This is a genomic window from Mesorhizobium sp. W067, assembly GCF_054719525.1.
Window position 1 is genome coordinate 4,178,589 of sequence record NZ_JBTTII010000001.1, and the last position, 16,537, is coordinate 4,195,125.

The following is a 16,537-nucleotide window of genomic DNA, read 5'->3' on the forward strand; positions in this document are numbered from 1 at the left end:
CACAAGTGTCGGAACTTTTTCGCAAAACCCGCGTTTGGGTGTTGGGGCTTGCAATCAGCTTGACCTGCAATCTATGCAATCACGTCATCTGAGGGAGACGTCTACCATGAGCCTTTCCGCAACCATCGCTCCGCACCTGCCGTTCCTGCGCCGCTTTTCACGGGCCGTATCCGGATCGCAGGAGAGTGGCGATGCGCTGGTCGCCGCGATGCTCGAAGCCATCATCGCCGACGTCGACATCTTCCCGCAAGCGTCAAGCGACCGCATCGCGCTCTACAAGGTATTCGCCAAACTGTTCACCTCCATTGCCATCCGCGTTCCGCAGGAGCAGGCACAATCGGCATGGGAGCAGCGCGCCGCCGCCAATCTGAACGCCATTGCGCCACGGCCACGCCAGGCTTTCCTGCTGGTCGCGGTCGAAGGCTTCGGTGAAGACGAGGCAGCTGAAATTCTCGATGTCGACGCCAAGGAATTCTCCGAACTGCTTGCCCAGGCGAGCAACGAGATCTCTCGCCAGGTGGCGACCGATGTGCTGATCATCGAGGACGAGCCGCTGATCGCCATGGACATCGAGGAAATGGTCGAGAGCCTCGGCCACCACGTGGTCGGAACCGCGCGCACCCATACCGAGGCGGTGGCGATGTTCGGCAAGACAAGGCCGAAGATGGTGCTGGCCGACATTCAGCTTGCCGATGGCAGCTCGGGTATCGATGCGGTCAACGAAATCCTGTCGTCGACTTCGGTGCCGGTAATCTTCATCACCGCCTTCCCCGAACGTCTGCTGACCGGCGAGCGGCCTGAACCGGCCTTCCTCGTCACCAAGCCGTTCAATCCCGACATGGTCAAGGCGCTGATCAGCCAAGCGCTGTTCTTCGACCGGCAGGCCAAGGCCGCCGCGTGAAGTAGGGCCTTCAATCTCCAACTTTTCGCCGCCTCGCAGCGTTGCCGGCACTGGCGATCGCCTAGCCCGGCGATCGGCGGCTGCCCGTCGCTCCGTATGGGGCGCACGCGCGTGAATCAATTCGCACCGGGCCTCTTCCAAAGACCTTCTTTTTCGGCAAATGGTGGAACAAACAGCAATCACTCACGTTCTTGATTCAGTATCGGAAGGAGACAGATCATGCTCTACTGGGCGCTCGTATTTCTCGTCGTGGCGATCATCGCCGGCGCGCTTGGTTTCGGCGGCATCGCCGGTACCTCGGCCGGTATCGCGCAAATATTGTTCTTCATCTTTCTCGCCTTCCTCGTCATCTCGCTTCTGGCCGGCCTGTTCAGACGGGCATCGTAGGAGCGGGCGAACACTGGAAGCCGCACCCCTCAAACGGTTTCCAGCCACCGCCGGGCGATGTCCTCCAACGGGACATCGTCCGGCGGACCTTTTCTGGGGACCTACTCAGGAACTGAGTCCAAGTGAATCGTTCGGTCCTGATCAGGTGGACAGGTGATTGATGCGTTCCATTGGCGGAGGCGAGAGCGGACAGGGCGACGAGGTGATCGCACTGCACCCGGCTGAAAGCGGAATGCAGCTTGGCCGGGCCTTGCTTCACGCTCTGCACAATGCCGGCATTTCCGTCCTCTATCAGGATCGTGAATTGAAGACTGTATGGGCCCGCAACATGCGTGCGCCGTGGGTTTCCGACACAGCCGACAGCAACGGCGCGTTGCCACCGGCGCAAGCTGAGCAAATCGCCGCCGCCAAAAGCAATGTGATCGCTTCCGGCAATCCGGAACGCCTTGAACTGAGTGTTGCCGCCGGTGATGGCATGCGCTGGTTCCAGGTATGGGTCGATGCCGATCGGGGCCATCGCGGCGACGTGCAGGGCGTCGTCACCACGATGGTGGAAACCACCGAGCAGAAACGCCGCGAACAGACGCTGAAGACGCTGTTGCGCGAAGTCAGCCACCGCTCCAAGAACCTGTTGGCCATCATCCAGAGTATTGCCACCCAGACCGGCCGCTATTCCGAGACACCCGACGATTTCCTGAAGCGCTTTCGCGGCCGCCTGCAGTCACTGGCTTCCTCGCAGGATCTGGTGACGTCGTCGAACTGGCGGGGTGCAGCACTTCGCGAGCTTATCCGCGGCCAGGTCGTCCGCTACGGCGCCGATCCCGCGCAGAGCCTGCGCTTTAATGGCGTCAACCCCTACCTCAATCCCAACGCGGCCATTCATATCGGCCTGGCTATGCACGAACTCGCCGTCAATTCATTCAGCTACGGCGCCCTGGCGCGGCCCGACGGCTTTGTCGAGGTAACCGCAGATCTGTCGAACGTCGCAGAGGCCGCAGACAAGCCGGCTTTGTCGCTGACCTGGGTCGAGGCCATTGTCGCCAATGATAACAGGCGCACCGAGAAACGCTTCGGCAGCGTTGCCCTCGAACGTGTCGTGCCGGCATCGCTGAACGGCACGGCGACGCTGGAGATCACCAGTGACCGCCTCGAATATCGCCTCGTCGTTCCGCACGGCAATTTCGAAACCGAATGAGCGGCGGGATTCCTTAACCGGCTGTTCACCATAAAATCCGATGCTGTGGTTCCCAGAGATTGCTGGATCTTGACCGATTCAACTGATGTTTCGGCCGCAGCCTGCAACGCGAGTATGGGAGGAATGATCATGACGGTTGCCGATATGAACAGGCTGGAGCAGGCCGCCCGGGTCTCGATGAGCGGCTTTCAGGATCCTGATGCTTCAGCCTCGCCTTTGCAGCACGCCTGGCATCCCTTGCTTCGCTTCGCCGCTGTCGCGCTCGTCGCCGCTGTTGTGCTGATCGTGGCGTCGCAATTGGCCTGAGCCAGATGCTCAGGTTCACGCCGCTCTCAAGCAGCCCGGCTCAGAAGCTGTCCAGTTCGTAGCCAACCAACTATTAGCACTCTTTGCGGCACAGGAACTTTGACGGCTGTGGACCGTTCTTATGGCGAGAGGACGTGTCGCCGTGGAACACATCGCCGCTTTGCTTTTGGTAATTGGCTGTTCGAACAACATGACCGAATGCCGTGAACTGCCGGTGCCGGTCAGCGTTTTCGAAACCGCCGAAGCATGCACGGCAGAACGTCCATTCGCTGCCGGCGACGTGCAGGATCAGGCCGAGCACGTCGTTGCCAAATGTCTTACGGTCGACCCCGCGCTGGAGGATGATTACGACCAGATTGTCTGGAACGTGCGCCCGGACGGTTCCCTCGACGCGTCTTTGCAGATTTCCAGTGTCGTGGTCGCGTCGAACGCCACGCCCCGCGAAAAAGACTCTCTTAGCCAACAATAAGATCGAGCGGGCAAAGGCTGCTGTTTCGTGCTAAATAGCGGCTGGAGCTTACTAAAGTGAGGACAAAAGTGAGGAGAGATTCTATGCGGAAATTGATTATTGCCATGGTTGCGGTGGTCGCCGTCAGCGGCTGCAGCACGACCGAGCAGGATGTCGGTGTCGGCGCCGGTGTCGGTGCTTTGGCCGGCGGACTGATCGGCGGCGGCAAGGGTGCGCTGATCGGCGCAGCCGTTGGCGCCGGTTCCGGCCTGCTGGTGCGCAACCTGCGCAACGGCTATTGCCAGTATCGCGACAATCGCGGCCGGCTCTACACCGCTCGCTGCTGATCCGCTTCAAAAGCGTCAGACAATCGCGACGGAGACCGGTCAGCCGGTCTCCGTTTGTTTGACTGCATCAGGCTGCGGGATCCTGATTTCCACCGTAAGCCCATCGGCGCGAAAATCTCGGGCAATCGTGCCGCGCAACTCGCGCGTGACATTGAGGTCGATCAGCTTGGTGCCGAAGCCGGTCTTCGCCGGCGCTTCGAGTTCCTTCTGCCCGGCCTCGCGCCAGTTCAGAACCAGCATCCGCTCGGACCCGCGCCCCTCGAACGACCAGTCGACCTTCAGCGCACCCACGGAATTGCCGGCCTCGCCATATTTCAGCGCATTCGTCGCCAGTTCGTGAAAGGTCAGGCCAAGCGCCTGCGTCGTCCTCTCGTCGAGCAGCACCTGAGGCCCTGACAATATCCCTTCCGGAAGCTCCTTGCCGAATACCTGGCCGAGCTCGATGCGCAGCAGGTCGCCAAGATCGGCCTTCTGCCAGCGCGAACGCGTCAGCATGTCCTGGGAAGCCGCCATTGCCTGCAGGCGGGCCGAGAAGGAAGTTGAGAACTCCTGCACGTCGGTTGCTTGCGCCGCCGTCTGGCGCGCAATCGCCAGCACCCGCGTGATCGAATTCTTGATTCGATGCTTCATCTCCTGCAGCATCAAATCCTTTTCGAGCAGGCTTTTTTCCGTCGTTTCATGCAGCAGCGACTTGGCGTCGTAGGCGCGCTCCTGGTAGCGGGCCACCAACGCTATGGCGCCGGCCAGAAGCAGGCCGAACAGCCCGAGCATGACCGGAATGGCGCGCGAGGACGGTTGCGAAAATGCACTTGTCGGCCGAAACAGCACCGTCCAGGGCCGACCGGCGACGATGATCTTGCGCGTCACCAACAGCCTGTCGCCAAAGCTCGCAACCGGCGGCGTCTCCGACTGGAACAGAAGATTGTCGGCGTCGGCCGTGCCGTCATAGATCGCGGTGTTGACCGGCAGCAAAGGCGTGCGGCTGAGCGCGGTCTGGAACAGGTCGCGGGCGCGGAAGGCCGCGTAGAGAAGGCCTGATGTCGATGATCTGGACGCATTGATACCATCCGGCGCGGTTTCGACATTGAGCCTGACGAAGACCAGGAAACCGGTAAAGGTCTGCGCCGCGCCAGTGTCCTGGCCGAGCTGGACCAGACCGCTTGCGTGCTGTGCGTCATCGGCCATCGCCTTTTCGATCGCCTCGCGCCGCACCGGCTCGGTGAACATGTCGTAGCCGATGGTGGATTCGTTGGCAGGGTCGAGCGGCTCGAACAGCACGACGGGCGTGCGCCATGGCTGTGTCGTGTCCGGATAGACCGTGGGGGCGGCGCCGCGGTCGCGCAACATGTCGCGCTCGACCGCCGCTTCGTCACCGGTCTTGGCCAGCCTGAGATAGCCGATGCCGCGCAGGCCGGCGAAATTGTTATCGACATCGAGGGCGCTGAAGAAGGCCTTGAATTCGCTACCTGAAATCTCGCCATTGCGGGCGTCGAACAGCGCCTGCGTCGAGCGCAGCAGTGACAGATGCAGATCGATACGGCTTTCGATGCGGTTGAGCGCGTCGTCGGCCGTCGCCTCGAACTTGATGCGCGCCGCTTCCTGGGTCGCGAAATAGGCGAAGCCCGCCATCGTCAGGCTGATCAGTGCAACGGCAATGAAGGCAAGGATCGGGAAAAACTTCTTCAACGCAGGCCCATGGACGGTTCGGGACCTTTATGGGCAAGTCGCCGCGGCAAGACAATGGCGCGGCCAAGCCATAATGACAGCTGGCATATCATGCATATTTAGCCGGCTTATCGATCTCGAGCATCAGTGAATACGACAGCTGACGATAGCGTGGTTTCAGGCCGCGATCTTCAGCGCACCCGGACCGGGAATGGCGCCGGGCGGGCACTTTCCCAGGATGATCATGCCGAGCACTTCGTCCTGGGTCACATCGGTGGTGCGCGCGGTGCCGACGACCTGGCCGTTCTTCATTACGCAGACTCGGTCGGCAAGCTCGAACACGTCGTGAATGTCGTGGCTGATCAGGAAAATGCCGATGCCGTCGGCCTTGATCTGCTTGACCAGTTCGCCGACCTGCGCCGTCTCCTGCGGCCCAAGCGCGGCCGTCGGTTCGTCCATGATCAGGATGCGGGCGTTGAACAGGATGGCGCGTGCGATCGCCACCGACTGGCGCTGGCCGCCCGACAGCTTGATTACCGGCTCCTTGAACCGCTGGAAGCGCGGATTGAGCCGGCTCATCACCTTGCGCGCCTCGGCCTCCATGGCGACATCGTCGAGTGTCCCCCACGCGGTCATCAGTTCGCGGCCAAGGAAGAGGTTGGCGGCAGCGTCGACATTGTCGGCCAGCGCAAGCGTCTGGTAGATCGTTTCGATGCCGTATTTCTTGGCGTCGCGCGGAGTGGAGATCGAGGCCTCCTGGCCGTTGACCAAGATCTGGCCGGCATCGCGCTTGTAGGCGCCCGACAGGATCTTGATCAGCGTCGACTTACCGGCGCCGTTGTGGCCAAGCAGCGCCACCACTTCGCCCGGGAAAAGATCGATGGACGCATCGTCGACGGCGCGAATGCCACCGAACGCGATCGAGATGTTGCGCATGTCGATCAGTGGCGTACCAGTGGGAGCAGTTTTTTCCATAATCGTTCCTCCCTAGACGCGCTTGCGGTAGACGGTGTCGAGCCAGACGGCGATGACCAGGACAGCGCCAACGACAATGCTCTGCAGCGGCGAGTCGATGCCGAGCAGCACCATGCCGGATTGCAGCGACTGCATCAGAAGCGCGCCGAGCATGGCGCCCATCACCGTTCCGGCGCCGCCCGCGAGCGACGTGCCGCCGATGACAGCGGCCGCGATCACCAAAAGCTCGTCCAGTGTGCCCAGCGCATTGGTTGACGCATTGAGACGGGCCGACGAGATCGCCGCGCTGATTGCAGCCAGCACACCCATGATCATGAACACCTTCATGGTCACCCAGCGCGTGTTGATGCCGGCGAGTTCCGCTGCCTCCGGATTGCCCCCGATGGCGAAGACATAGCGGCCGAAACGCGTGCGCTTGGTGATGAACGTCATGATGATGCCGACAATCACCGCCATCAGCACCGGTATGGCGATGCCATGCGCGATGAACAGCCCGCCTTCGGGAACGGTGATGCCGTTCTGCTGTGCATACTGGCGCACGATGCCGATCGGCCATGGATAGGAATTGGCGATCCACACGGCGCCGAGGATGGCCGCGCAAGCGACCACGCCAAGCAAGGTCTCGGCCCAGACGGGGCGCAGTGGAAAGCTGAAGCGCTTGCGTTGCGAGCGGCCGTTGAGCAGCGCGAAGGCGACCGCTGCGCCGGCGACGATGCCGACGATCCAGCTGGCAGCGGCGCCAATCGAGCCGCGTGGTCCGCCGCCCATCAGCTGGAAGGTGGCGTCGAGTGGCGCGACCGTGCGCCCGCTGGTGATGAGCCATGCCATGCCGCGCCAGACCAGCAGGCCACCAAGCGTCACGATGAAGGCCGGAACCTGCATATAGGCGATGATGAAGCCCTGGAACGCGCCGATCAGCAGACCAAGCACCACGCCGGCGGCAAGCGCGATGATCCAGAGCCAGGGGTTTCCAAGCTGGAAGCCGATGATGCGAATCAGGAATTCGGCCTGTGCCACGCCCATGATCATGCCGATCACGCCTTCGGCGGAGCCCACCGAAAGGTCGATGTTGCGCATGACGATGACCAGTACCATGCCGGTCGCCATGATCGCGACCGAGGACGTCTGCACCGACAGGTTCCAAAGATTGCGCGGCGTCAGGAAAAGCCCACCCGACAGGATATGTATGCCGACCCAGATGACCAGCAGCGCGCCGACCATGCCGAGCATGCGCGTGTCGAGCTCGGTCGCTTTCAGGAACCGGGCGACCGCGCCGAGTTCAGACGCTCGTGCCGTATCGGCCTGCGGATTTGAGGTCGTGTCGGTCATGATGTCCTCCAGCGGCTTGCCGTCTGGCGCGGATGCCGGACCACAGCCTAGAAGTTTGCCGCCGATGGCGGAAACACACAATTCTCGTAGAGAAAACGCCGCGGCTTGACAGCCGCGGCGCCTCATTTCTTCAAGTCGTCGAGATCAGTTGCAAGCCGCGACGCTGCCGGCGGCGACGCCCGTGCAGACTTCGTCCTTCTTGATCCAGCCGGCGTCGATGACGACGTTGAGGTTGTCCTTGGTGATCGCGACGGGGGTCAGGAACAGCGACTTGACGGTGTTGCCGCCAGGCGTGGTGAAGTCCTTGGCGCCGGCAATGTCGCCCGTCTTCTTGCCATCGGCAAGCTGCGAGGCGATCTCGGCGGCGTTCTTGCCGAGTTCGCGCGCGTCCTTCCACACCGACACCGTCTGCGTGCCGAGCGCGATGCGGTTCAGAGCGGCATGGTCGCCGTCCTGGCCCGAGACCGGAACCGTTCCGGCAAGGCCCTGCGCCGTCAGCGCGGCGACAACGCCGCCGGCTGTGCCGTCATTGGCCGCAACCACGGCATCGACCTTGTTGTCATTGGCGGTCAGGAACTGTTCCATGTTCTTCTGGGCATTGGCCGGCAGCCAGCCATCGGTATAGGCCTCGCCGACATTCTTGATCTTGCCCGAGTCGATGGCTTCCTTGAGCACTTCCATCGAGCCCGAGAACAGGAAATCGGCATTCGGATCCGAGCCAGAGCCCTTGATAAAGACATAGTTGCCCTCGGGCTTCGCCTTGAACACTTCGCGGGCCTGCATGCGGCCGACTTCTTTGTTGTCGAAGGTCAGGTAGAAGACGTCCTTGTTCTCGATCAGGCGATCATAGCCGACGACCGGAATGCCTTCGTCCAGCGCCTTCTGCACCGCCGGGCCGATGGCCGAGGCGTCCTGCGCCAGGATGATCAGCGAGTTGGCGCCCTGCGAGATCAGGCTTTCGACGTCGGTCAGCTGCTTGCCGGGATTGGACTGCGCGTCGGCCGAAATGTACTTGTCGCCGGCGGCTTCGATCGCCGTTTTCATCGCCGCCTCGTCGGTCTTCCAGCGCTCTTCCTGGAAGTTCGACCACGACACGCCGATGACCTTGTCCTTCGCCTGCGCGACCGACATCAGCGCCAGCGACATGGCGACACCCGCCAGCATGGCGGCTGCAAATCTGTTCATTATAACCCTCCCTGCGCCGCCCACGGCGCGACAAAACCGGCCCGAAGGCCTGCACAAAGAGGCTCCATTTTTTCGAGCCTCGAAAAAATACTGGTTCAATGATAAGGCACTGTCAACATCGATTATGATGGATTCTGATGGCGTTGCCGAATTTTTTCGAGCTCCGCAATAAACAATGACAGGGCTGCCGGCGTCTGCCAATATTTGGCTGGTGCCGTCGAACGCCTTCACTATCATGAGGCGCGAGGAGGCCGGGAGGAAAACAAATGTCGGTTGGGATCCGCCACGACGATCTGCGCCGTCGCAACCGTGCGATGGTGATTTCGGCCGTGCGCCGGGCCGGCCAGCCGTCGCGGACCGAGATTGCGGCGACCACCGGCCTCAGCCATTCGACGATATCGGCAATCTCGTCTGATCTAATTCAAGAAGGCATCCTGATTGAAGGCAAGCCTGGCGAGACCGGCTCGCTGAAACGCGGCCGGCCGCAGGTCGGCCTTGGCCTCAACCCGGAAGCGGCGGCGGTCATGACCGTGGTGCTGTCGCTGAACTTCCTCTCCGTCACCGTCATCGACTATGCCGGCCAGGTGGTCGCGGAAGAACAGCGCCGGCTCGACACGCTGACCATGCCGCGCGACGAGCTGATCGGCGAATGCGTAGCAATCGTCGGGCGGCGTCTCGCGGACCCGGACCTCGATGTCCAGAGCATCGCCCGCATTGCCATGGGCATCCAGGGCATCACCGATTCGCAGGCGCGGGCCATGCTGTGGTCGCCAATCACGCCACTGACCGACATTGCCTTCGCCGACATGTTGGAAGCGGAATTCGGCATTCCTGCCACCATGGAGAACGACTGCAATATGATGGCGGTGGCCCTGCAATGGCGCCAGCCCGAGCGCTACCGCGACAATTTCATCGCGATCCTCTTGTCGCACGGCATCGGCATGGGGCTGGTGCTGAAAGGCGAACTGTTCACCGGCACCCATTCCTCGGGCGGCGAGTTCGGCCACATGATCCACCGTCCGGGCGGCGCGCTCTGCCGCTGCGGGCGGCGCGGCTGCGTCGAGGCCTATGCCGGAAACTACGCCATCTGGCGCAGCGCCAAAATGATGGGCGAGGATGCCGAGCCGGTCGATATCGGCGACGCTGATATGCGCGCACTCGCCGCGCGCGCCCGCGAAACCGATGGCCCGGAGCGCGAAGCCTATCGCAAGGCCGGTGAGGCGCTCGGCTTCGGCCTCGGCAGCCTGTTTGCGCTGATCGACCCGGCGCCTGTCGCCATGGTTGGCGTCAGCGCCGCCGCCTTCGACCTGATCGAGCCGGCATTGCGCGAAGCGATCGCCCAGACCGCCGGCGGCCAGCATTCGAAATCGATCTCCTTCGACACCGAGCCCAACGAGCTGCCGCTGATCCGCGAAGGCTGTGCCATGCGCGCGCTCGGCTTCGTCGATCAGGAGATTTTCGCGCCGGGCATTCAGGCCAAATCCGGCAAGCATGTCGCCTGAATGGCCGGCAACGGCGCGACGCGCAGCATCCTAGTCTTCCCTGATCGCGTAGCCGGCGCCGCGAATGGTACGGATGACATCCGGCATGCGGCCGTTGTTGACCGCTTTGCGTAAGCGCCCGACATGGACGTCGACGGTTCGCTCGTCGATGTAGATCGTCTCGCCCCAGACATTGTCGAGCAGCTGGCTGCGCGAGAACACGCGGCCGGGATGGCGCATCATGAATTCGAGCAGCCGGAACTCGGTCGGTCCGAGCCTGATCTCGCTCTTCTTGCGGTAGACACGGTGCGACTCGCGGTCGAGCACGATGTCGCCGACCTTGAGCACGCTGGACAGCACTTCCGGCTTGGCCCGGCGCAGCAGCGCCTTCACGCGCGCCATGAACTCCGGCGTCGAGAATGGCTTGACCAGATAGTCGTCGGCACCGGTGGACAGGCCGCGCACGCGATCGCTTTCCTCACCGCGCGCGGTCAGCATGATGATCGGCAGCCGCTCGGTTTCGGGCCGCACTCTAAGCCGCCGGCAGAGCTCGATGCCGGAAACAGCGGGCACCATCCAGTCGAGCACCAGGAGATCGGGCACGTTTTCCTGCAGGCGGATCTCGGCCTCGTCGCCGCGTGTCACCACCTCGACGTGATAGCCTTCGGATTCGAGGTTGTAGCGGAGGAGCACGCCTAGCGGCTCCTCGTCCTCCACGACCATGATGCGTGGCGCGATCATAGGCAGTTCACCCTCATCAGGCCGGCGTGGCCATCGCCGTCTCGTCCTGCTTCGGACGATTGGCGGGCAATTGCTGGCCGGTCAGCACATAATACGCATTTTCGGCGATGTTGGTGACATGATCGCCGATGCGCTCAAGATTCTTGGCGCAGAACAAGAGATGCGTGCAGGCGGTGATGTTGCGAGGGTCTTCCATCATGTAGGTCAAGAGCTCACGAAACACGGACGTGTATTTGACGTCGATGCGCTCGTCGTCATTCCTGAGTTTTGCAAGAGCTGCCGCATCGGTGGCGGCATATTCCTCGACGACGCCTTGCACCTGGATCAGCACCAGCTGCGCCATGGCGTCGATGGAGTGCGAGAGGTCGCGCGGCGTGACGCTCAAGCCCACGGTGCCGACGCGTTTGGCGATGTTCTTGGCGAGATCGCCGATGCGCTCGAGGTCGCCGGCCATGCGGATCGAGCCGACCACGGCGCGCAGATCGTTGGCCATCGGCTGGCGCTTGGCGATCAGCGTGATGGCGCGGTCGTCCAGTTCGCGCTGGCGCGCATCCATGATGGCGTCGTCGGAAACGACACGCTGTGCCAGCGCATTGTCCGAATTGAGCAGCGCCCTGGTCGAGCCGCTGACCATCGAGCCTGCCAGATCGCCCATGTCGCGGATCAGCTTGCTGATCTGCCCGAGCTCTTCATCGAAGGAGGCGACGGTATGTTCACCCATGATCTTGGTCCTCGTGCCTGAAAATTCACCCGCCGGACGGCTCAGCCGAAGCGGCCGGTAATGTAGTCCTGGGTGCGCTTGTCGTCGGGGTTGGTGAACATCTTGTCGGTGGCGCCCTCCTCGACGAGATAGCCGAGATGGAACATCGCCGTGCGCTGCGACACGCGCGCCGCCTGCTGCATCGAGTGGGTGACGATGACGATCGTGTAGTTCTGGCGCAGTTCGTCGATCAGCTCCTCGACACGGGCGGTGGCGATCGGATCGAGCGCCGAGCAGGGCTCGTCCATCAGGATCACCTCCGGCGACACGGCGATGGCGCGCGCGATGCACAGGCGCTGCTGCTGGCCGCCGGACAGGCCGGTGCCGGGCTCCTGCAGGCGGTCCTTGACCTCGTTCCAGATCGCCGCCTTCTTCAGGCTCTGCTCGACGATCTGGTCCATGTCGGACTTGCGCTTGGCCAGCCCATGGATGCGCGGGCCGTAGGCGACGTTCTCGTAGATCGACTTCGGGAACGGGTTGGGTTTCTGGAACACCATGCCGACGCGGGCGCGCAGTTCGACGACATCGATGTTCTTGTCGTAGATGTCGTCTTCATCGAGCGTGATCTTGCCGGTCACCCGCGCCGAATCGATGGTGTCGTTCATGCGGTTGAGGCAGCGCAGGAAGGTCGACTTGCCGCAGCCGGACGGGCCGATCAGCGCCGTCACCTGGTTCTGGCGGACGTCGAGATTGACGTCGAACAACGCCTGCTTCTCGCCATAGAACACGCCGACCTTGTCGCCGCGCATCTTGATGACTTCGTTCGACTTGGCGTTCATTTTGTCGCCCACTGCATTCTCAAGGGACTGTTCGGTCATGATGTTCATACCAAATTGCCTTTTTTCTACCAGCGCCGCTCGAACCGGCGCCGGAGCACGATCGCGGTGATGTTCATGGCCATGAGGAAGACGAGCAGGATGATGATGGCGCCGGACATGCGCTCGACAAAAGCGCGCTCAGCCTCGTTTGCCCACATATAGATCTGAACCGGCAGCGCGGTCGCCGGATCGAAAGGCGTCGTCGGATAATCGGCGACGAAAGCGACCATGCCGATCAAGAGCAGCGGTGCTGTCTCGCCGAGCGCACGCGCCAGGCCGATGATGGTGCCGGTAAGGATGCCTGGGGCGGCAAGCGGCAGGATGTGATGGAACACCATCTGCATCTTGGAGGCGCCGAGACCTAGGGCCGCCGAGCGGATCGACGGCGGCACCGCGGCAAGGGCGGCGCGCGTGGCGATGATTATGGTCGGCAATGTCATCAAGGTCAGCACCAGGCCGCCGACGAAGGAAGCCGAGCGCGGCATGCCGAGGAAGTTGATGAACACGGCAAGGCCAAGCAGACCGAAGACGATCGACGGCACCGCCGCGAGATTGTTGATGTTGACTTCGATCAGGTCCGTAAAGCGGTTCTTCTTGGCGAACTCCTCCAGATAGATGGAGGCGGCGACGCCGATCGGCAGCGCCAGCAACAGCACGATCACCATCATGTAGAACGAACCGATGATGGCCACGCCCATGCCCGACGTCTCGGGCCGGCTGGAGGCGCCATAGCTGAACAGGCCGGTGTTGAAATGCTCGGCCATCACGCCGTCGGCTTTAAGCTTGTTCATCCAGTCGATCTGCTGGTTGGACACCTTGCGGCGCGCTTCATCGACGCCGAGGTCGATCTGACCCTTGAAGGCCGAGTCGAGGTTCGCGGCAGCCAGGATGTCGACGTCACGCGTCCTGCCGATCACCGACGGATCGGCGGAGACGATGTCGCGCAGCTGGACGCGGGCGCCTTCCGACAGGAAGCCCTTGAGCTTCAGCATCATCGGCCTGTTGGCCGGATCGATGCCGAGCTTGGCCACCAGCGCGTTTTCGGCGAGCTTGGGATAGTTCGCCTTGATCAGCACGGTAGGGTCGGTGGCGCGCTTGCCGGAGGGATCGATCACCTTCTCGTCGAAGGTGACCGGCAGCGTCACCGTCGTCTGCCAGAAGGCGGTGTAGCCTTTCGAGACGATGGTGATCAGCATGATGGCCAGGAACGCCAGGCCCACCGAGATCGCAATCACGCCATAGATGCGGAACCGGCGTTCGGCGGCATAGCGCGCCTTCAGCCCGATGTCGCGGCGCGGACGCGCGACGGCACCCGCCATCGTGTCCAGGGGGATGTCGGTCATTCGTACTGCTCCCGGTACTTGCGCACGATGTAGAGGGCGACGATGTTCATCACCAGCGTCAGCGCGAACAGCGTCAGGCCTAGCGCGAAGGCGACCAGCGTCTGCGGCGAGTTGAACTCGAGATCGCCGGTCAGCTGGTTGACAATCTTGACGGTGATGGTCGTCATCGCCTCGAACGGATTGGCCGTCAGATTGGCGGCGACGCCCGCCGCCAGCACGACGATCATCGTCTCGCCGATGGCGCGCGACGCCGTCAACAGGATGGCGCCGACGATGCCGGGCAGTGCCGCCGGCAGGATCACCCGCTTGATCGTCTCGGAGCGCGTGGCGCCGAGGCCGAGCGAGCCGTCACGCATTGCGCGCGGCACCGCGGTGATGATGTCGTCGGACAAAGAGGACACGACCGGGATCAGCATGACGCCCATCACCAGACCGGCGGTGAAGATGCTCTGGCCCTGGATGAAGGGCGAGCCGCCGGTGAGTGCCGCCGACAGGTCGCGCAAGAACGGTCCGAGCGTGACAACGGCGAAGATGCCGTAGACGATGGTCGGAATGCCGGCCAGCAGTTCCAACGCCGGCTTGACCACCGAGCGCACACCGCGCGAGGCATATTCGGACATGTAGACCGCCGACATCAGCCCGACCGGCACTGCCACCAGAAGGGCGACGGCGGCGATGTAGAGCGTGCCGGCGAGAAGCGGGATCAGGCCGAACTGACCCTGGCTGCCGCCGGAACCGGCGGCGGCGAAACGCGGATCCCACACCGTGCCGAAGAAGAAGCTCATCGGCGACACGCTCTCGAAGAAGGTGATGGTCTGGAACAGCATCGACAGCACGATGCCGACCGTGGTCAGGATGGCGATGGTCGAGGCCGCAAGCAGCCCCCACAGCATCAGCTTCTCGACGTTGTTGCGCGCCCTGGCGCGCGGCGCGATCTGCCTCAGCGCATAGAAGGCGCCGGCGACCGACAGCGCGAAGGTCAGCACGGCGCTGAACAGGCCGAGCCGGTCCTGGACCTGGTTCGCCTCGACCGCGATCGGGATCATATAGTCCTGGGTGTCACTGGCCAGTGCCACGCCCTTGGCGGCGAGCAGCGGCTGCAATTCGGCGAAAGTAGCGGGAAGTGCGGTATCGCCATCGAGCCGGCGCAGGCCCTTGGCCAGGCTCTTCACCAGGCTGGCGTCGAGCGCTTCGCTGGCCACCTTTGTGTCGGCGGTGCGCTCGGGCAAAGCGGCATGGATATGCCGGTCGAGATAGAAGGAAGAGCCGATATCCCAGACGGCGAGCAAAAGGACGGCAGGCAGGACCGCGAGCAGAAAGGCCCACCAGCCATGATAATGCGCGCGCGAATGCGGCTTGACCTTGCCGGTATCCTGCGCCGCTGCGCGCTGGCGGCCGATCACAAAAGCGACCACGCCTATGGCGATGACTATGGCGAGTACGAGCAAGGACGACATCACCCACCCCAGGGAAAATTCAGATCGCCGCCACCGTTGCGGCAAGCGGCGAAATCAGGGCGCGGATTTGGTCCGCGCCCTGATCCGGTCGGTTGATTACATCGTCTTTCCGGCGGCGAAGGCGTCGCGCTGGCCCTGACGTTCGGCGTCGGGAGCGGAAACCAGGCCGTACTGGGCGAGCGGGCTTTCCGGGCCGATCATCTGGTCATCAAGGAAGAACTCGACATATTCCTTGAGGCCGGGAACGACGCCCAGATGCGCCTTCTTGACGTAGAAGAACAACGGCCGCGACACGGGGTACGTGCCATCGGCGATGGTCTGCGTCGAAGGCACGATGCCTTCCACGGTAGCGACCTTCAGCTTGTCGGCATTGTTCTCGTAGAAGGCGAGGCCGAACACGCCAACGCCGGTCTTGTTGGAGTCGATGCGGGCCAGCGTCTCGGTGTAGTCGCCATCGATGTCGACAGCCTTGCCGTCCTTGCGGATGGCGATGCAGGTCTTGCCGATTTCCTTGTCGTCGGCGATGCCGGCAGCCTTCAAAGCGGCCTTGTCGCAGCCGGCGTCGAGCAGCTTGGTCTCGAACACTTCACGGGTGCCGTGCTTCTCACCCGGGATATAGGCGGCGATATCCCAGTCGGGCAGCTTCGGATTGACCTGGTTCCACTTGGTGTTCGGGTTGTCGACCAGCTTGCCGTCGACCACCAGCTTGGCGGCGAGCGCCTTGTAGATGTCGGCGGGAACCAGCGCCCAGTCCGGACCCTTGATGTCGGTGGCAAAGACGATGCCGTCATAGCCGATGCGGACTTCCTGGACGTCCTTGACGCCGGCGTCGGCGCAGGACTTCAGCTCGTCCTTCTTGATCGGGCGCGAGGAGTTGGCGATATCGATCGTGTCTTCGCCGACGCCCTTGCAGAACTCCTTGATGCCGGCGCCGCTGCCGCCGGACTCGACCACCGGGGTCTTGAAGTTGGTGAAGGTTTCGCCGAACTGCTCGGCGACGATCTTGGCGTAAGGCAGCACGGTCGACGAACCGGCGACCTGGATCTGGTCACGCGCAGCGGCGACACCGGACGATGCGGCGAACGCTACCGCCACGGCCGATGCCGTAACGAGGAATTTCTTCATGTGGCAGCTCCTGTTCGGAAGATGGTCTCTTGGCGCCCTCTTCAAACCGGCGCCCGCTGAGGCCAATAGCCTTC

The 16,537-nt window shown here is 62.8% G+C and carries 17 protein-coding genes; 7 read left to right on the forward strand and 10 right to left on the reverse strand.

Going from position 1 to position 16,537, the window contains the following annotated elements:
• Nucleotides 1–106 precede the first annotated feature (106 nt).
• The 6 genes from ACYG97_RS20330 to ACYG97_RS20355 all read left to right on the forward strand — a co-directional run bounded on the left by ACYG97_RS20330 (nt 107) and on the right by ACYG97_RS20355 (nt 3,584).
• The gene (locus tag ACYG97_RS20330; RefSeq protein ID WP_023670097.1) at nt 107–901 is read left to right on the forward strand and encodes a response regulator; all 795 of its coding nucleotides are present in this window, start codon (nt 107–109) and stop codon (nt 899–901) included.
• A 219-nt stretch (nt 902–1,120) separates the two neighbouring features.
• Nucleotides 1,121–1,288 carry a DUF1328 domain-containing protein gene (locus ACYG97_RS20335; protein ID WP_023670098.1) on the forward strand — a complete coding sequence of 56 codons (168 nt, stop codon included), beginning with the start codon at nt 1,121–1,123 and terminating at the stop codon, nt 1,286–1,288.
• Between the two features lie 160 nt (nt 1,289–1,448).
• The gene (locus ACYG97_RS20340) at nt 1,449–2,483 is read left to right on the forward strand and encodes a sensor histidine kinase (RefSeq protein ID WP_023734641.1); all 1,035 of its coding nucleotides are present in this window, start codon (nt 1,449–1,451) and stop codon (nt 2,481–2,483) included.
• Between the two features lie 129 nt (nt 2,484–2,612).
• Nucleotides 2,613–2,789, forward strand: a complete 177-nt coding sequence (locus tag ACYG97_RS20345; protein WP_023690108.1) for a hypothetical protein — start codon at nt 2,613–2,615, stop codon at nt 2,787–2,789.
• A gap of 142 nt (nt 2,790–2,931) precedes the next feature.
• The gene (locus ACYG97_RS20350; RefSeq protein ID WP_023734642.1) at nt 2,932–3,258 is read left to right on the forward strand and encodes a hypothetical protein; all 327 of its coding nucleotides are present in this window, start codon (nt 2,932–2,934) and stop codon (nt 3,256–3,258) included.
• Between the two features lie 83 nt (nt 3,259–3,341).
• Nucleotides 3,342–3,584, forward strand: a complete 243-nt coding sequence (locus tag ACYG97_RS20355) for a YMGG-like glycine zipper-containing protein (protein ID WP_023670102.1) — start codon at nt 3,342–3,344, stop codon at nt 3,582–3,584.
• A 39-nt stretch (nt 3,585–3,623) separates the two neighbouring features.
• Here ACYG97_RS20355 and ACYG97_RS20360 read toward each other — a convergent pair whose 3' ends face one another.
• The 4 genes from ACYG97_RS20360 to xylF form a co-directional block, all read right to left on the reverse strand.
• Nucleotides 3,624–5,270, reverse strand: coding sequence for a CHASE domain-containing protein (locus tag ACYG97_RS20360; RefSeq protein ID WP_023734643.1), 1,647 nt, complete (start codon nt 5,268–5,270; stop codon nt 3,624–3,626).
• Between the two features lie 156 nt (nt 5,271–5,426).
• Nucleotides 5,427–6,224: an ATP-binding cassette domain-containing protein gene (locus ACYG97_RS20365; RefSeq protein WP_023734644.1), complete on the reverse strand. Its 798-nt coding sequence runs from the start codon at nt 6,222–6,224 to the stop codon at nt 5,427–5,429.
• A 12-nt stretch (nt 6,225–6,236) separates the two neighbouring features.
• A complete protein-coding gene (locus ACYG97_RS20370; RefSeq protein WP_023734645.1) occupies nt 6,237–7,553 on the reverse strand; it encodes a sugar ABC transporter permease in 1,317 nt (438 codons plus the stop codon).
• A gap of 144 nt (nt 7,554–7,697) precedes the next feature.
• Nucleotides 7,698–8,738, reverse strand: coding sequence for a D-xylose ABC transporter substrate-binding protein (gene xylF, locus ACYG97_RS20375; RefSeq protein ID WP_023683968.1), 1,041 nt, complete (start codon nt 8,736–8,738; stop codon nt 7,698–7,700).
• A gap of 266 nt (nt 8,739–9,004) precedes the next feature.
• Between xylF and ACYG97_RS20380 the strand changes: the two genes are divergently transcribed.
• Nucleotides 9,005–10,240: an ROK family protein gene (locus ACYG97_RS20380; RefSeq protein WP_023734646.1), complete on the forward strand. Its 1,236-nt coding sequence runs from the start codon at nt 9,005–9,007 to the stop codon at nt 10,238–10,240.
• A gap of 30 nt (nt 10,241–10,270) precedes the next feature.
• Here ACYG97_RS20380 and phoB read toward each other — a convergent pair whose 3' ends face one another.
• The 6 genes from phoB to ACYG97_RS20410 all read right to left on the reverse strand — a co-directional run bounded on the left by phoB (nt 10,271) and on the right by ACYG97_RS20410 (nt 16,463).
• Complete coding sequence (phoB, locus tag ACYG97_RS20385) at nt 10,271–10,960, reverse strand: phosphate regulon transcriptional regulator PhoB (RefSeq protein WP_031193203.1); 690 nt, start codon at nt 10,958–10,960, stop codon at nt 10,271–10,273.
• A gap of 16 nt (nt 10,961–10,976) precedes the next feature.
• Nucleotides 10,977–11,681 (reverse strand): phosphate signaling complex protein PhoU, encoded by a 705-nt coding sequence (phoU, locus tag ACYG97_RS20390; protein ID WP_023670109.1) that lies wholly within the window; start codon nt 11,679–11,681, stop codon nt 10,977–10,979.
• Between the two features lie 41 nt (nt 11,682–11,722).
• Nucleotides 11,723–12,547, reverse strand: coding sequence for a phosphate ABC transporter ATP-binding protein PstB (pstB, locus tag ACYG97_RS20395; RefSeq protein ID WP_023670110.1), 825 nt, complete (start codon nt 12,545–12,547; stop codon nt 11,723–11,725).
• Between the two features lie 17 nt (nt 12,548–12,564).
• Nucleotides 12,565–13,881, reverse strand: a complete 1,317-nt coding sequence (gene pstA, locus ACYG97_RS20400; protein WP_023734647.1) for a phosphate ABC transporter permease PstA — start codon at nt 13,879–13,881, stop codon at nt 12,565–12,567.
• The gene (gene pstC, locus ACYG97_RS20405) at nt 13,878–15,338 is read right to left on the reverse strand and encodes a phosphate ABC transporter permease subunit PstC (protein ID WP_023715022.1); all 1,461 of its coding nucleotides are present in this window, start codon (nt 15,336–15,338) and stop codon (nt 13,878–13,880) included. The genes pstA and pstC overlap by 4 nt, the downstream gene beginning before the upstream one ends.
• Before the next feature lie 96 nt (nt 15,339–15,434).
• Complete coding sequence (locus ACYG97_RS20410) at nt 15,435–16,463, reverse strand: substrate-binding domain-containing protein (RefSeq protein WP_023670113.1); 1,029 nt, start codon at nt 16,461–16,463, stop codon at nt 15,435–15,437.
• Nucleotides 16,464–16,537: the final 74 nt, after the last annotated feature.

Bases quoted from the DNA above. Each gene is read 5' to 3' on its own strand.
- ACYG97_RS20410 (WP_023670113.1), bottom strand. From the start codon at position 16,463: ATGAAGAAATTCCTCGTTACGGCATCGGCCGTGGCGGTAGCGTTCGCC.
- ACYG97_RS20330 (WP_023670097.1), top strand. From the start codon at position 107: ATGAGCCTTTCCGCAACCATCGCTCCGCACCTGCCGTTCCTGCGCCGC.
- ACYG97_RS20335 (WP_023670098.1), top strand. From the start codon at position 1,121: ATGCTCTACTGGGCGCTCGTATTTCTCGTCGTGGCGATCATCGCCGGC.
- xylF (WP_023683968.1), bottom strand. From the start codon at position 8,738: ATGAACAGATTTGCAGCCGCCATGCTGGCGGGTGTCGCCATGTCGCTG.
- pstA (WP_023734647.1), bottom strand. From the start codon at position 13,881: ATGACCGACATCCCCCTGGACACGATGGCGGGTGCCGTCGCGCGTCCG.
- phoB (WP_031193203.1), bottom strand. From the start codon at position 10,960: ATGATCGCGCCACGCATCATGGTCGTGGAGGACGAGGAGCCGCTAGGC.
- ACYG97_RS20370 (WP_023734645.1), bottom strand. From the start codon at position 7,553: ATGACCGACACGACCTCAAATCCGCAGGCCGATACGGCACGAGCGTCT.
- ACYG97_RS20345 (WP_023690108.1), top strand. From the start codon at position 2,613: ATGACGGTTGCCGATATGAACAGGCTGGAGCAGGCCGCCCGGGTCTCG.
- ACYG97_RS20365 (WP_023734644.1), bottom strand. From the start codon at position 6,224: ATGGAAAAAACTGCTCCCACTGGTACGCCACTGATCGACATGCGCAAC.
- ACYG97_RS20340 (WP_023734641.1), top strand. From the start codon at position 1,449: ATGCGTTCCATTGGCGGAGGCGAGAGCGGACAGGGCGACGAGGTGATC.
- ACYG97_RS20380 (WP_023734646.1), top strand. From the start codon at position 9,005: ATGTCGGTTGGGATCCGCCACGACGATCTGCGCCGTCGCAACCGTGCG.
- ACYG97_RS20355 (WP_023670102.1), top strand. From the start codon at position 3,342: ATGCGGAAATTGATTATTGCCATGGTTGCGGTGGTCGCCGTCAGCGGC.
- pstB (WP_023670110.1), bottom strand. From the start codon at position 12,547: ATGAACATCATGACCGAACAGTCCCTTGAGAATGCAGTGGGCGACAAA.
- pstC (WP_023715022.1), bottom strand. From the start codon at position 15,338: ATGTCGTCCTTGCTCGTACTCGCCATAGTCATCGCCATAGGCGTGGTC.
- phoU (WP_023670109.1), bottom strand. From the start codon at position 11,681: ATGGGTGAACATACCGTCGCCTCCTTCGATGAAGAGCTCGGGCAGATC.